The organism is Streptomyces niveiscabiei (assembly GCF_001419795.1).
GTDB lineage: Bacteria > Actinomycetota > Actinomycetes > Streptomycetales > Streptomycetaceae > Streptomyces > Streptomyces niveiscabiei.
Window position 1 is genome coordinate 240 of record NZ_LIRL01000268.1, and the last position, 15228, is coordinate 15467.

At 70.8% G+C, this 15228-nt stretch carries 10 protein-coding genes; 3 read left to right on the top strand and 7 right to left on the bottom strand.

Annotated elements, in window-relative coordinates:
• The coding region (locus AOK24_RS14335; protein WP_055720452.1) for a rhamnogalacturonan lyase B N-terminal domain-containing protein at positions 1-1381 on the top strand (1381 nt) is incomplete at its 5' end.
• 47 nt (positions 1382-1428) lie between these two features.
• Here AOK24_RS14335 and AOK24_RS14340 read toward each other — a convergent pair.
• The 3 genes from AOK24_RS14340 to AOK24_RS14350 form a co-directional block, all read right to left on the bottom strand.
• A complete protein-coding gene (locus tag AOK24_RS14340; RefSeq protein WP_055720453.1) occupies positions 1429-2838 on the bottom strand; it encodes an RICIN domain-containing protein in 1410 nt (469 codons plus the stop codon).
• A 1-nt stretch (position 2839) separates the two neighbouring features.
• Positions 2840-3826, bottom strand: a complete 987-nt coding sequence (locus AOK24_RS14345) for a glycoside hydrolase family 43 protein (RefSeq protein ID WP_240553902.1) — start codon at positions 3824-3826, stop codon at positions 2840-2842.
• Between the two features lie 129 nt (positions 3827-3955).
• Positions 3956-5329, bottom strand: a complete 1374-nt coding sequence (locus tag AOK24_RS14350; protein ID WP_055720455.1) for an APC family permease — start codon at positions 5327-5329, stop codon at positions 3956-3958.
• Between the two features lie 126 nt (positions 5330-5455).
• Between AOK24_RS14350 and mmuM the strand changes: the two genes are divergently transcribed.
• Positions 5456-6373 (top strand): homocysteine S-methyltransferase, encoded by a 918-nt coding sequence (gene mmuM, locus AOK24_RS14355; RefSeq protein WP_055720456.1) that lies wholly within the window; start codon positions 5456-5458, stop codon positions 6371-6373.
• Between the two features lie 236 nt (positions 6374-6609).
• Positions 6610-7665 (top strand): LacI family DNA-binding transcriptional regulator, encoded by a 1056-nt coding sequence (locus AOK24_RS14360; RefSeq protein ID WP_055720457.1) that lies wholly within the window; start codon positions 6610-6612, stop codon positions 7663-7665.
• Between the two features lie 14 nt (positions 7666-7679).
• On the opposite strand, the gene AOK24_RS14365 is transcribed toward AOK24_RS14360, so the two are convergent.
• From AOK24_RS14365 to AOK24_RS14380, 4 genes are all read right to left on the bottom strand, one after another.
• Positions 7680-9239, bottom strand: a complete 1560-nt coding sequence (locus tag AOK24_RS14365) for a carboxylesterase/lipase family protein (protein WP_055720458.1) — start codon at positions 9237-9239, stop codon at positions 7680-7682.
• A 100-nt stretch (positions 9240-9339) separates the two neighbouring features.
• The gene (locus AOK24_RS14370) at positions 9340-10575 is read right to left on the bottom strand and encodes an alginate lyase family protein (protein WP_055720459.1); all 1236 of its coding nucleotides are present in this window, start codon (positions 10573-10575) and stop codon (positions 9340-9342) included.
• A 17-nt stretch (positions 10576-10592) separates the two neighbouring features.
• Positions 10593-13688 carry an alginate lyase family protein gene (locus AOK24_RS14375; RefSeq protein WP_055720460.1) on the bottom strand — a complete coding sequence of 1032 codons (3096 nt, stop codon included), beginning with the start codon at positions 13686-13688 and terminating at the stop codon, positions 10593-10595.
• Entirely contained in the window at positions 13685-15214 is a 1530-nt protein-coding gene (locus AOK24_RS14380; RefSeq protein WP_055720461.1) for a glycosyl hydrolase family 28 protein, read from the bottom strand. The genes AOK24_RS14375 and AOK24_RS14380 overlap by 4 nt, the downstream gene beginning before the upstream one ends.
• Between the last annotated feature and the right edge of the window lie 14 nt (positions 15215-15228).

Consider the following 15228-nt stretch of genomic DNA (forward strand, 5'->3'; position numbering starts at 1 on the left):
GCAGTCCGGCTCGACGATCCTCGTCTCGGTGGCCTACGGCACGCTCCGGCACTACTACGCGGCCCGCAGCGGCGAGAACAACATCTACCTGTGGACCAACCGCGCCGACACCTCGGTCGCGTCGACCCGCTTCATCCTGCGTGTCAAGGCGGGCCTGTTCCTCAACGACGAGCCGGATTCCTACACTTACGCGCCGACGACCATCGAGGCGTCGGACGTCTTCCGGAAGTCCGACGGCCAGACCCGCTCGAAGCACTACTCGAAGCTGCGCGTCATCGACTACAACTACGTCGGCTGGAGCGCGAACGGCGTCGGCCTGTGGATCGTCCGCTCCAACCACGAGAAGGCGTCCGGCGGCCCCTTCTACCGCTCCCTGCTGCGCCACCAGAGCGCGGACGGCGGCGGCCTGTACGAGATCCTGCACTACGCCCAGAACCAGACGGAGAACGAGCGCTTCGGCCTCCAGGGCCCGTACGTCATCGCCCTCACCGACGGCGGCGCCCCCTCCTCCTCGCTGTACGCGGGCACGCTGACGACGCCCTGGGCGGACTCGCTCGGCATCTCCGGGTACGTCGCCTCGGGCGGCCGGGGCCGGGTCGCGGGCGTCGGCATCACCGGGCGCAACACGGCGTACCCGTACACCGTGGGCCTCGCCAACTCCACGGCCCAGTACTGGGGTTCGGTGCGCTCCTCGGACGGCTTCTTCTCCATCGGGCAAGTCCTGCCGGGGGCGTACACGTTGACGGTGTTCAAGGGGGAACTCGCCGTCTACACGCAGTCGGTGAACGTCACCGCCGGCGGGACGACCACCCTCAACTCCATCGCGATCCCGTCCTCCAACGACCCCTCCAACGCGGGGACGATCTGGCGCGTCGGCGACTGGAACGGCACGCCGAGCGGGTTCAAGAACGCCGACCTGATGACGTACGCGCACCCCTCCGACACCCGCGCCTCGGCGTGGACCGGGAACGTCGTGATCGGCAGCGGCAACGAGACGTCCGCGTTCCCCTGCTACCTCTGGAAGGACGTCAACTCCGGTCTGATCGTGTACTTCAAGCTGACGGCCGCGCAGGCCGCCGCCGCGCACACGCTGCGGATCGGGGTCACCACCGCCTACGCGAACGGCCGTCCGCAGGTCGTCGTCAACGACTCCTGGACGTCGCCGATCCCCACGCCGCCCACCCAGCCGAGCACGCGGTCGCTGACGAACGGGTCGTACCGGGGGAACAACTACACGTTCACGTACAACGTCCCGGCGAGCGCGTGGCTCACCGACACCGGCCAGTACAACACGCTGAAGATCAACGTGGTGAGCGGGTCGGGGTCGACCGGGTTCCTGAGCGCGGGCACGGCGATCGACGCGATCGACCTGCTGGCCTAGCGGAGAGAGGGTCCGGAGCCGCGCGGCTCCGGACCCTCCCGGCTGCGTCAACTACCGCGCGTCCACTGCTGGTTGGTGGCGCCGTTGCACGTGTACGTGATGACCGCCGCCGAGTTGGCGGTCGACGCCCCGTTCACGTCGAGGCACTCGCCGCTCGCGCGGGACTTCACGAGCCAGTAGCTGCCGGAGGCGGTGACGCTCCACTGCTGGGTCGTCGCGCTGCCGCAGTTCTCCTGGGTGACGCTGCTCGCGTTCTCCTGGAGGCACAACGAGCTCTGGCGGCCGATCAGTTGGTAGTAGCCGGTGCCGAGGTCCTTGAACCACCACTTCTGGTTGCCGCCGCTGTTGCAGGTGTACTGGCTGATCGCGGCGCCGGTCGCCAGGGACTGGTTCGCGACGTCGGCGCACTTCGAACTGTGCCGCGCGACCAGGGTGTTGTAGGTGGCGCTGATCCCGGAGACGGTCCCTGCGGCGGTGTCCACGGTGATCTCCGGGGACCACGACATCGACATCGAGGTGTTGCTCGGGAACGTCAACGGCAGCCACACGTAACGGGAGTCGTTGACCTTGCCGCCGAAGGAGTTGCCCCACCGGTCGCCCATGTAGAGGTACGAGGTGCCCGAAGTCCCCTGGATCGGCAGGACGTACGCGGTCTGCGAGCCGTACGCCGTCGAGTCGCCGACGTTCGTCATCGCGGACCAGGGACCGGCGAGGTTCGTCGCGGTGGCGTACTGCTGCTGGTTGGGGCTCCAGCCGGTGGCGCCCGAAGTCAGCATGAAGTAGACGCCGTTGCGCTTGAAGAGGGCCGGGGCCTCGCGGTGGCCGCCGGCCCACGGGTTGGCGACGAGGCTCGCGATGCCGGTGTAGTCGGCCGTCAGCCGGTAGATGTGGAGGTCGTAGTTCTCGTTCGCCGCCGAGACCATGTAGCCGGTGCCGTCGGTGTCGACGAACGCCGTGATGTCACGCGACATGTGCTGGCCGAGGGGGCGGAAGCTGCCCTGGTAGCTGTAGTTGCCGTCGACCGTGTCGGACACGGCGACCGCCGCGCGGGCCTCGCCGTAGTCGACGCCGTTCTCCTTGTGCATCCACATCACGAACTTGCCGGTGGACGCGTTGTAGATGACCTTCGGGCGCTCGATGTACGCCGTGCCCAGTTCGGAGGCGCTGGACTGGGTCAGGACGCGGTTGCGGAACTCCCACGTCTTCAGGTCGGTCGAGCGGTAGGCGTCCACCGAGCGGAAGGTGTTGTCGGCGTTGCGGTCCTCGCCGAACCAGTAGTAGTAGGAGCCGACCTTGATGACACCGCCGCCGTGGGCGTGCACGGCGTTGCCCGAAGTGTCGGTGAACTGGACGCCGTTGGGGAGCGTCTGGGGTGCGGCCTGGGCGGGACCGGCCAGGGCCAGAGCGCCGGCCAGGGCCGTACAGAGGGCGATCAGGATCGCGTACACACGTCTCATCTCACGCACTCTCCTTAGCGGTGTCGGCGCTGGGGACGCCGAAGTCCGGTGTGCCGTCCGGGTTCCAGCCGAACGGCTGCATGCGGGTGTGGCGGTTGGGGTCGTCCAGGGGGTCGCCGTCGATCTCCTTGTAGGAGCGGGCGTGGTAGAGGATCACGTCCGTCTCGCCGTCCTCGGCGACCGTGAACGAGTTGTGGCCGGGGCCGTAGACGCCGTTCGCCTCGCTGGTGGCGAGGACCGGGAGCGGGGACTTCGTCCAGACAGCCGGGTCGAGCAGGTCGGCTTCCGCGTCGGCGGTGAGGAGGCCGACGCAGTAGTGGTGGTCGGTGGCGCTCGCGGAGTAGGTGAGGTGGATACGGCCGTCCCTCGTGATGACGTACGGGCCCTCGTTCACCTTGTGGCCCCGGCACTCCCACTCCAACTCCGGTGCGGACAGGACAGTCTGAGGGCTCGTCAGGGTCCAGGGGTTGGCCATCGCGGAGAGCAGGATCGCCGTGTTGTGGCCCTCGCGGGTGGGGTCCGCCTGGGCCCAGGCCAGGTACTGGACTCCTTTGTGTACGAACGTGGTCGCGTCGAGCGAGAAGGTGTCCCACTCCGTCTCGACGCGGCCCTTCTCCGTCCAACTCCCCTCGAAGGGGTCGTCGTTCGGGTTCTCCAGGACCCAGATGCGGATCCTCCACTCGTCCTCGGCGGGGGCGGCGGCGAAGTACACGTACCAGGCGCCGTCGACCCGGTGGAGTTCCGGGGCCCAAATATGGGCGGCCATGTCGCCCGTGGGGTGGGCGTTCCAGATCACCGACTCGGGGGCCTCGGCGAGACCTTCGAGGGTGCGGGAGCGGCGCAGGACGATGCGGTCGTACTGGGGGTGGGTCGCCGTGAAGTAGTAGTGGCCGTCCGTGTGCCGGAGCGCCTGGGGGTCAGCGCGGTGGAGGACGAGGGGGTTCATGTGGGGGCGCACCTCACGAGCGGTGTTCGACACTGCGAACAGAACGTGACATTCCGAACGGCGAAAAGGTAAGTGCGCGTTACGACGAGGTCAACGGGTCTGACGTGACTCGGGAGAAAGCGTTTTCTAAAACTTTTTTCGAAGACTTTCGGCCAGGGCTTTCGGGGCGGTCTACTCCTGCGTCTCAGGCCCCTCCTGGCGTCCCTTCAGCCAGACGTACACCGGGATTCCCGCGAACAGGAACAACGCGCCCTGGTACACGGCCGCGTAGCCCGCCCCGGCGATCAGCCAGAACGAGAACCCGAACGACAGCCCGGCGACGAGCAGGTCGCGGACGAGCCCGGCGGGGCGTACGCGCTCGCGCGTGCCGCGCGCCAGCCAGTACAACTGGGCGGCGGCGGACAGGAGATAGGGCACGCAGCCGGTGAACGTCGTGATGAGCACGAGGACCCGGAACGTGGTGTCCGGTCCCGCCGTGTAGTTGAGGCCGATCAGCGCGGTGCCGAGCACGGCGACCGCCCACACGCCGAAGCCGGGGACGCCGCCCTTGCCGACCTTCGCGAACGGCTTCGGGAACAGGCCGTCCCGGGCCGCCGCGTACGGCATCTGTGCCGCGAGGAGGATCCAGCCGTTGAGGCAGCCGACGATGGAGGCGACGGCGACCAGCGCGATGGCGGTGCCGCCCCAGGTGCCGCCGGTGATGGCGTTCACCGCGTCGGCGAACGGGGCCCCGGACTCGACGAGTTGGGCGTGCGGGACGAGGCCGAAGACGGCGACCGTGCCGAGGATGTACACCAACGCCGAGGCCAGCGTGCCGAGTACGCTCGCGCGGCCCACATTGCGCTCCGGGTTGTCGACCTCGCCCGCGCTGACGGCGGCCGACTCGACGCCGAGGAAGCTGTACAGGAGCAGGGCGGCGGAGGCGGCGAGCGCGCCCGGGACGCTGTCGCCGGTCGCGTTGAACGGGCCGAAGTTGTCCGTGTCGACGAAGAAGAGGCCGATCGTCGCGACGAGGAGCAGCGGGACGAACTTCAGCACCGTGGACACGATCTGGACCGTGCCGACCCAGCGCGTCCCCGCGAAGTTCGCGGCGGCCGGCAGCCACAGCGCGAGCAGCGCCACGAGCCCCTCCAGCGCGTGGTTGCCGTGCAGCGGGATCAGGACGTCGACGTAGCCGACGACCGCGACGGCCAGCGCGGCGATGGAGACCCAGCACATCGTCCAGTACGACCACGCCGACAGGAACCCGGCGAACGGGCCGAACGCGTCGCGCGGATAGACGTACAGGCCGCCGGTGACGGGGCTGCGCTTCGCCAGCTTGCCGAAGAGCAGCGCGAGCAGGACGGCGGCGACGGACAGGACGACGAAGGCGAGGAGGCTGAGGGTGCCGTAGGGGGCGACGGCGGCGGGGAGCGCGAAGATGCCGCCGCCGATGATGTTGCCCATGACGAGGGCGGTGGCGGCGGTGAGGCCGAAGGTGCGGCGCGGGGACGCCGGACGGGGAGCGGTTTCTGCGGGAGCTTCGGGGGTGCTGGCGGAGGTCATCGTGGTTCCAGGGGCGGTTTCGGGACGAGGGGGCGTGATCGTATCCCCGTATCCCACATCGTGGGCAGTCCGTTCACGAACTGGACACAATCGGCCCGCCCGCGCCGTGTCGACTAGCGTCGGGGCATGACCAGCGAAACGCCCTCCCCGCTCCTCACCGAGGCCCTCGCCGCCGGTTCCCTCGTCCTCGACGGCGGCATGTCCAACCAACTGGAGTCCGCCGGGCACGACTTGAGCGACGAGCTGTGGTCGGCGCGGCTCCTCGCGGAGCTGCCGGAGGCGATCACGCGGGCGCACCTCGCGTACTTCCTCGCGGGGGCGGACGTCGCGATCACGTCGAGTTACCAGGCGACGTACGAGGGGTTCGCGAAGCGGGGCATCGAGCGGGAGAGGGCGAGCGAACTCCTCACGCTGAGCGTGGAGTTGGCGCGGGAAGCGGCACGGCGGGCCGATGCCGGGCGCCCCCTCTACGTAGCCGCCTCGGTCGGCCCGTACGGCGCCATGCTCGCCGACGGCTCCGAGTACCGGGGCCGCTACGGCCTCACCGTCGCCGAACTCGCCGCCTTCCACCGCCCCCGCATCGAGACGCTGGCCGCCGCGGCCCCCGACGTCCTGGCCCTGGAGACCGTCCCGGACGCCGACGAGGCCGAGGCCCTCCTGGAGGTCGTGCGCGGCCTCGGGGTCCCCGCCTGGCTCTCGTACAGCGTCGAGGGCGACCGCACGCGCGCCGGACAGCCCCTGGAGGAGGCGTTCGCCCTGGCGGCGGACGTCGACGAGATCGTCGCGGTCGGCGTCAACTGCTGCGCGCCCGGCGACGCGACGAGGGCCGTGGAGATCGCGGCCCGCGTGACCGGCAAGCCGGTGGTCGTCTACCCGAACAGCGGCGAAGGCTGGGACGCGAACGCCCGCGCCTGGACGGGGAGTTCCTCGTTCGCGCCGGAGGAGGTCGAGGGCTGGCGCACCGCGGGCGCCCGCCTGATCGGCGGCTGCTGCCGGGTCGGCCCGGAGGCCATCGCGTCGATCGCGAAGACGCTGGCGGACTAGCCGGGGCGGGCGCGGTGGCGCCCCGTCGGCGTGGGCGGGCGGAACGCCCCGGCCCAGGTCGCCCGCCGGCTCGCGCCCGCCCCCTCGCACGCTGCTAGCCTCCCCGCTGGGAACCGTTTACCCGAACTGTTTCCGCAGTTGCGCGGGGACGCGGACCGACCCCCGGCGGAAAGCGGTTACTGCGTGGGTTTCCACCGGTCTCACGGGGCGCAGCACGGGGCGAAGAGGGGCGGAACATGACCAGGAAGAGCGGGGAGCGCAGCACGATCCGGGACGTCGCGGCCCGCGCCGGGGTGTCGGCGGCGACCGTGTCGCGGGTGCTGGGCGGGGTGTACCCGGTGAGCGCGGAGACGCGCGGGCGGGTGATGCGCGCGGTACGGGACCTGGACTACGTCGCCGACGCGCGCGCGAAGGCGGTCGCCGGGGTCGGCACCCCCACGCTCGCGTTCGTCCTGGAGGACATCACCGGCCCGTCGTTCGCGCTGATGGCGTACGGCGTGGAGCGCGAGGCCGCGCGCCACGGCCACCTGTGCCTGGTGTGCGGCACGGAGGGCGACGTACGCCAGGAGACCGAGTTCGTGGAGATGATGCGGGCGCAGCGGGCCGCCGCCGTCATCCTCGTGGGCGGCACGGCGGACACCCCGGAGTACCGGGAACGCACCACGCGCATGGCCGACTCGCTGGCCTCGGCGGGCTCGCGCCTGGTGCTGTGCGGGCGCCCCCCGCTGAACCCGGGCGCGCCGGTCACGGTCATCGAGTACGACAACGAGTCCGGCGCCCACGCCCTGGTCGCCCACGTCCTTGCGCAGGGCCACACCCGGGTGCTGTTCCTCGGGGGCCGCCCGGACCACACGACGGCGCAGGGCCGGGAACGCGGTTACAGCAGCGCGCACCGGGCACGCGGCGTCGAGGTCGACCCGGCGCTCGTCCTGCACGGCGACTTCACCCGCGACTCGGGCCACCGCCTGATGCGCCGGGCCCTCGCGGACGGCCTCGACTTCACGGCGGTCGTCGCGGCGACGGACATGGTCGCGGCGGGCGCGCTGACGGCCCTGCACGAGGCGGGCCTGAAGGTCCCGGACGACGTCTCGCTCGCCGGGTACGACGACATCCCGTACGCCCGTGACCTGTACCCGGCGCTGACGACGGTCCACGTGCCGTACGAGGAGCTGGGCCGCGTCGCCGTGCGCACGGCCCTGGGGCGCGCGCCGGGCGCGTCGGACGAGCATCTGCTGCTGGGGACGCATGTGGTCGTCCGGGACTCGGTGAAGCCGCCGAAAGGTTTGCAGTAACGGGCTGTAACCGGTTACCCCGCTTTGCCGGACCCCGTCCGCCGCAGCCTCCGTACCACCGACCGCAGCTCGGTCCCCCGCAGAGAACGTGCGGGAAGCGGTTGCACAACGGCTTCCGCCTGGTGCGGTACGGCCGGCTCGACGTCCCACAGTGCGAGATCGGCGTCTCGCAGGCCGGGCACCGTCCGGGTCTCCCCGTCGCCGAAGACCCGCACCGGGTGGGTCGCGTCCCACGCCTCCCAGCCGGGGTCGCCGGTCTTCACGAACCGCGTCCACGCTCCGTGCATCTCCACGGCAAGCGTCTTCGGCGGGTTTCCTCCCGCGAGCTTCACGGAGTCCGGCGAGTGGCCGGCGTCGAAGACGAAGCCGAGTTCGAGGGAGTGACAGGCGCCGAGTCCGGGGCGTCCGGAGGGCCAGGCGAACTCGTACAGGTATGACGTACCTGGGCGGGAGTCCGCGAGGCGGTGCAGGGGGCGGCGGAGCATGTGGTCGGTGACCATCTGGCCGACGACCTCGGCGGGCCCGGCGTCCGGGTGGAGGGCCCGGTAGCCCCGTGGTACCTCGGAGCCACAGTGGCAGCGGGCCATGGCCCCCGCGAGGGCGACGGGTCCGAGCCGGTCGACGCGCTCGACGAGCCCGCCGGGGACGAGCCAGAGCCGGTACTCGTCGCTGGTCCAGCCGACGAGCAGGTCCACGTCACGGGCGACGTCGCCGTCGGTCAGCGCCTGGAGCGGGTCGCGGGGCACGAGGTCGCCGTCGGTGACGATCCCGAACGCGGGCCCGCCGAGGACGGGGCTGGAGAGCCGCCCGACCTCGTACTGCGTGCGCAGCAGCAGCTCGCGGTCGACGGCCGCGAACGCCTCGGCGGTCGCCGGGACCTTCAGCCGGTTCGCCATCCGGCGCACCATCCGCCGCACCTTGTCCCGGTCGGACGCCTCGGGCGCCCCGCTCTGGAGCACGGCCCGCCGGAACAGGCCCTGCGCCTGCGGTACGGCGATGAGGGCGCCGATGCTGATCGCGCCGGCCGACTGGCCCATCAGGGTGACGCGGTCGGGGTCGCCGCCGAACGCGCCGATCGCGTCGTGCACCCACTGGAGGGCGGCGAGCTGGTCGCGCAGTCCGGGGTTGGCGGGGGCGTCCGGGAAGAGGCCGTAGCCCTCGACGCCGAGCCGGTGGTTGAGGGACACGAACACGATCCCGTCCCGCGCGAACGACGTCCCGTCGTACACCGGAACGGCGGAAGACCCCCTGGTCAGCGCGCCCCCGTGGAACCAGACGACGACCGGCAGCCGGGCACCTGGGCCGGGCTCGGGCGTCCAGATGTTGAGATTGAGGCAGTCGTCCCCCGGGATGTCGGGGTCGGACAGGAACTGCGCGAAGGCTTCGGAGTACGGGGGTTTCGGCGCCGTGGGACCGAACTCCCCGGCGTCCCGGACGCCGCTCCACGGCTCGGGCGGCACCGGGGGCCTGAACCGCAGGGCCCCGAAGGGGGGCGCCGCGTACGGGATACCCCGGAAGACCGAGATGCCGTTCTCATACCTGCCGCGTACATCGCCGTAAGGGGTCTTGACCACCGGCCTCATTCGCCACCAGCCCTTCGCCGCACTCGTGCACCGGTAGTACCAGAGCACCACGAAGGCGCCCGGTATTCCGGTGCACGAGCCGTTCAGGGGGCTATTTGGCGTACATCAGGGTGCCGAAGCCGAGCTGGTCGAAGCCTCCGCTCGTAGTCCCGTAGTCCCCGCCGCCGCCCTCGGGGGCGACGGTGGCGTAGATCTGGGCGATGTACTTGTCGTCGAGGTTCAGCCTCCGGTTGTAGTGGAAGTGCAGCTGCGCCCAGACCGGGCGGGCCTGGCCCCGGGCCGTCGCGGAGACGACCGTCTGGGACTGCCGGGCGCAGTTCTGCCCCGTACCCCAGGTGTACGTCGTGAAGGGGACGTCGAGGCCGAGGTTGTACTTGGCGACGTACTGCGCGGCCTTGAAGAACCGGCGGTCGTCGTACGAGTACAGGTCGTCGCCCTGGTTCCAGGCCATCTCGCAGATCGCGCCCATCTGGCCCATGCCCATGACGGTATGGCCCTGGTCGCGGCCGGACTCCTGCCACTGGCCGAGCGCGTAGCCGTCGGAGTCGGTGTGGAGGAAGGGCACGGCGTTCTTGATGGAGCCGTTGCCCGCGCCGGACTTGAAGTAGGTGACGGCCTGGTCGTACTTGGCCGCGTCGTCGTTGAGGATGCCGATGGCCATGACGGAACCCATGTTGCAGAGGTCCCAGTTGGCCCAGTAGTTGGTGATGCAGGCGTCGTTGTGGCCGGTCAGGAACTGGTTGTTGAGGGGGTAGAAGACCCGCACCAGCATCTCCTGGGCGGCGGCGAGGTCGAACCCCGGGTAGCCGCGCATGAGTTCGCAGGCGTTGGCGAACTCCCAGCCGTAGATGCCGGCGGCGAGGAAGCGGTCCGCGTTGCCGGTGACCGAAGTCAGCGTCTTCGACCAGGCGTTGAGGATGTTCGCGGCGCAGGCCGCGTTGGCCTCGGTGCCGGCGACCCGCCAGCGCAGGGCGTTCTGGTAGGCGGCGGCGATGTCGTTGTACAGCTGGGGGTAGTTCTCGCCGGTGCCGCCGCGGACGATGGTGGCGGTGGCCCGGTTCGTCCAGGTGGAGGCGGAGTGGGAGTTGGCGGTCAGCCTCTTCCAGCCGGCCAGCCAGGGGTCGGTGCCCGCGGCGACGCGGACCTTGGCGCGGTTGATGTCACCGGCGTTGTGGAGCATGCCGGGGTGGGTGAAGGTCGCCGGGGCGGCATCCGCGGTGGTGGGGGTCAGCGCGGAGGCCGCCCCGCCGAGCGCGAGGGCGGCGCCGAGGCCGCCCGCCGTTTTCAACAGGGTGCGGCGGCTGGGGAGTTGGGGAGTGCGGCTCATGGGGGTGGGGCTCCCGTCTAGTCGGAGGTGACGATCACCTCGGTGAACTGTGCGGTGGCGAGGGCGAGTTGGCTGCGCGAGCAGACCACCAGGCCCACGTGATAGGGGGCGTCACCGAAGAGCGGGACCGCGCCCTCGGCGAGGGTGGTCCAGGTGGCGCCGTCGTCGGTGGAGACGGCTGCGGCGAAAGCGGTTCCCGTGCGCTTCAGCCGTAGCAGGGTGGGGAGTTGGACGGCCGTCGCGCCGGTGAACGCGGAGGCTCCGGCGACCGTGGGGCGCAGCATGAGCTGCGCGGTGCTCCCGCCGGTCACGACGAGACCGGCGGCGAGGTCGAAGGGGTTCGCGGACTTGCTCATCAGCAGCCCGACCCGGTCGGCGGTGGCGCCCTCCCGGGACAGCAGCCGCGCGGTGACCGTGCAGTCCCCGCTGACCTGTCGCCGTACGAACTGGCCTGTCATCCCTTGGTTGTTGGCGCTGAGGTCGACGCCCGCGCCGCGTACGGTGAAGGTGTCGTCCGTGTACGTGGTGCTGCCGGGGGTGAGGATCGCGACGACCCCGAGCGTGCCGAACGCGGACCGGTCGGTGACGGTGTCGCCGAGGTCGGCGGCGGTCCAGGGGGCGGGGACCCGGCTCGGCGGGACCGGGACGATCGGTGCGGGCGCCGCCGCGACACGGGCCGCCACGGTCGCCGAACAGGGCCCGGTTCCGGTGGAGTTGGTCTTGGCGACGGCGTAGTGGTACGTCGTGCCGGGGTCGGCGGTCGGGTCGGTCCAGCGGATGCGGGTGCCGAAGCCGACGGGTCCGACGTCGGTGGCGACGGCCCGGAAGGGGCCGCCGGGGCGGGGTGCGCGCAGGACGGTGTACCGGGCGGACAGGTCGGGGTCGGTCCAGGTGAGGCCGTTCGGCCCGGAGGTGAGGTCGGTGGCGGTGCGGGTGGGTCGCGGGGTGCGCCAGAGGGTTCCGGAGCCGTCCGTCACGGTGACGTTGTCGAAGGCGCCGGTCCCGGTCTCGGCGTACGGCGCGTCGACGCCCAGGCAGGAGGTGAGGGTGAGTCCCGCGCGGACCGTGCGGCCCAACTCGATCTCCGTGGAGCCGACTTCGGTCCAGTGGACGCCGTCCGGGGAGATCGCTCCGGTGCAGCGGCGGCCCGTGCGGGTCACCCGTACCCAGTAGGGGGCGCGCAGCCGGTATCCGTCGCCCGCGCCCTCGACGTACGGCGCTTCGAGCGGGGTCGCCGACTCGGGGAGCGCGCCGAGGTTGGCGAGAGGGAAGGCGGCCTTGGTGGTGATCGCCTCCTGCTGGGTGGGCGGAACGGGGGTGGAACCGGTTGCTGAAACGGGCGCGCCCTTGGTGGGGCGTACGCTCCACACGCCGCTCCAGGTGTGCAGGGGCAGTCCCTGGATCAGCATGGAGGCGTGGGCCGCGTCGGGGTCGGCTTCGTTCCGGAGCGTGACGCCGATCCTGGAGTACTGCGAGCTGAGCGGCCACACGATCCGCGCGGTCACCGATCCGTCGCCGCGCAGCGGGAGGTGGGCGAACTGGTGGGTGTCGGCGGTGCCCGACGCCTCCAGCACGAACCGTTCCCCGTCGTACGCGGTCGAGCCGGGGATCCGCACCGCCCCGACGTCCCCGCTCGTCCAGGGCCCGGGCAGCCCGGCGTTGGCGGCGACGGCCGCCGAACTCCCGCTCTCCCCGAGGGCGTTGGAGGCGCTGACGGTGTAGTGGTAGGCCCTGCCGGGCCGGACGGCGGTGTCGGTGTACTCCGGTGCGCTCACGCCGGTCGCGAGCACCGTGTAGGGGCCGGCGGGGTGGGTGGCGCGCCGGATGGTGTAACCGCTTGCACCAACAGAGGGCAGCCAGGCCAGCTCGACCGCGCGCTCCTCCCCCACGGCGGTGAGCCCGGCCGGGGGCGCGGGAGCCGTCGGCGCGGGGGCCGTCGTACCGGCGTAGGCGAAGGTCCCCCAGCTGGGGAGGTCGTCGTTGCTGCCCTCGACCGCGCGGGCGCCGTTCGCGCCCCGGAAGACGGCCGCCCGGACGTTCGGCGCCTCGATCCCGCGTACGCCCTGGTAGTGCGCGAGGTACATCTCGTAGATCGGCGGCAGGTTGCCGCGGCCGATCGCGGAGACCGTCTGTTTGATGTACTTGCCGGTGCGGTCGAGGTCGGGGGTGAAGGGGATGTCGCCGCCGAGGTTGTAGCGGGCCGCGTACTCGGCGTTGGCGAGGATGCGGTTGCCGTCGAAGCCCCACAGGTCGACGCCCTGGTTCCAGGCGACCTGCGCGATGTCGCCCATGAGGCCGACGGCGAGCTGCTCGTGGCCCTGGTCGCGGCCCGACTCCTGGCCCTGGCCGTCCAGTTGGACGACGCGGTGGGCGACGCTGCCGTTGCCGGCGCCGGCCGCCGCGAAGCGCAGGGCGTCCTCGACGAGGGTGGGCTCGTCGCAGAACACCCCGATGGCCAGGATCGTCTGAATGGCCGTCAGGTCCCAGTTGCCGTTGGCGTACAGCATGTAGCCGGAGACCGCGGGGTACCAGACGTCGAGGAACGACCGTTCGCAGCGCGCGATTTCGGCGTCCGTCCAGCCGTCGTAGCCGGTGTGGCGCAGGAGTTCGGCGGCGTTCGCGAACTTGAAGCCCTGGAGCCCGGCGCCGAGCGGGCCGTCGGCGCCGGTGACGATCGTCAGCGAGGCGGACCAGGCGTTGAGGATGTCGCGGGCCTTGTCGGCGTGGGCGCGGTCGCCGGTGACCGCCCAGAGCAGCGCGTTCTGGTAGGCGGCGGCCGAGTCGGCGACGGCCTGGTTCTGGAAGTTGGTGGGGCCCCGGCCCCAGGAGGTGATCTGGCCGGTGTTCTGGACGGCGTACGTGCTCTGCGAGCGGGCGTGCGCGGCGAGCGCCAAGTAGCCGTCGTAGACCGGGGATTGCTTGGCCGCGACGGCGGCCTTCATGCGGGCCAGGTCGTCGGCGGTGTGCAGCAGGCCGGGGTGGGCGATCTGTGAACCACTGTGGGGCGTACGGGTGTTGGCGCTCGCCGCCGGGACGGTCAGGGTGCTCGTCCCGGCGGCGAGGAACAGGGCTGCGGACGAGCTCAGCAGTCCGCGGCGGCTGATGGGGCTCACTGCTGGGCCTGCGCTTCCGCAGTGGTGATGAACTTCAGGTTGATGACGTGCTCGTTGGCGAACCACTGCACGACGTCGGTGGTGTAGTACCAGCCCGGCTTCTTCATCGAGTCGGCGATGGTCTGGCCGTTGATCACCAGGTTCTCGAACGTCACGTTCTTCACGGCGTGTTCGGCGTCGTAGCCGAGGAACAGCGACGGCTTGGCGTTGGTGCCGGTGTAGGTGAGGTTCTTGATGTAGACGTTCTCGATGCCCCGGCCGACGGAGGTGTTGTACTTCGTGTTGTACATGACCTTCATGTAGATGACCTGGCCCCAGCGGAAGTTCTCGATCCGGATGTCCTCGGCGCGGACGTTGCGGATCAGGTTGGAGTCGCCGGGGTTGAGGGCGATGCAGCCCTGGTAGTTCATCTGCGGTTCGCGGTGGTCGCAGATGTCGATGTTCTGGAAGCGCAGGTTCTCGATGACTTCGGGGTTGTCGGTGTTGCCGTGTGTGCCGACGTTGATGGGGTGCGCGACGTCCGCCCACAGGGTCGCGTTCTTCACGGTGACGTTGCGGGTGTCGCCGTAGTAGTTCCAGCGGTGCGCGTAGATCGCTATGCAGTCGTCGGAGTTGCGCATGAAGACGCCGTCGATGACGACGTTCTCGCTGCAGAAGACGTCGATGCCGTCGCCCCAGCCCTTCGAACTGAACGAGCGCAGGCCCTCGATGTGGACGTTCTTGCTGTTGCCGAGCTGGGTGGCGTACCCGTTCGGGTTCAGCATCGTGACGCCCTCGATGCGGATGTTCTCGCTGTTCTCCACCAACGCCCCGCCCCCGGAGGTCGAGTTGATGAAGCCGCGGCCGGTCAGGCGGGCGTTCTTCACGCCCTGGAAGAGGACGGTCGCGGTGAGGACGGCGCCGCCGTCGAGGTGGACGGTCTGGCCCTCGGCGACCTTCAGGGTGCCGCCGGAGACGGTGTGCACGCCGGGCCCGAAGTAAAGGACGTCCGGGTCACCGGACTTGGGGGCGTGCGGGTCGGGGCGGCCGGTGAGGACGTGCAGGGTGTCGAAGACGTCGTCGTTGATCTGGACGACGACGTTGCGCGGCTCGTCGAGGGTGAACCGGAGCGTGTCGCCGAGGAGTTCGGGCGTGATGCCGTACGAGTCGGGTCGCACGCGGGCCTTGGTGGTGCCGCCCTTGAGGTAGGTCACCTCGATCTCGACGGAGCCGTGGAAGTCGAAGGAGACCAGGGAGGAGTTGTAGACCTTGCCGGAGCCGGTGGCCGCGTTGATCTCGCCGAGCTGGGGGCGCCAGATGTCGAGGGTCTGCCAGTCGCCGTCGGGGGCGGTGCGGACGCGGACCTTGTAGCCGGTGTTGGTCGGCATGGACGCGGGGCGGGGGTAAGTGACCAGCTTCGGCGCTGAGTTGGCGTCGTCCGTGCCGGTGGCGTCCGCCGTGCCGGCCGTCATGCCGGTGAGCCCGGCGGCGAGGGTGGCGGCGCCGGCGGCCTGGAGGGCGGTGCGGCGGGAGAGGGGCGTGTTCATGCGGGGGCTCCTTG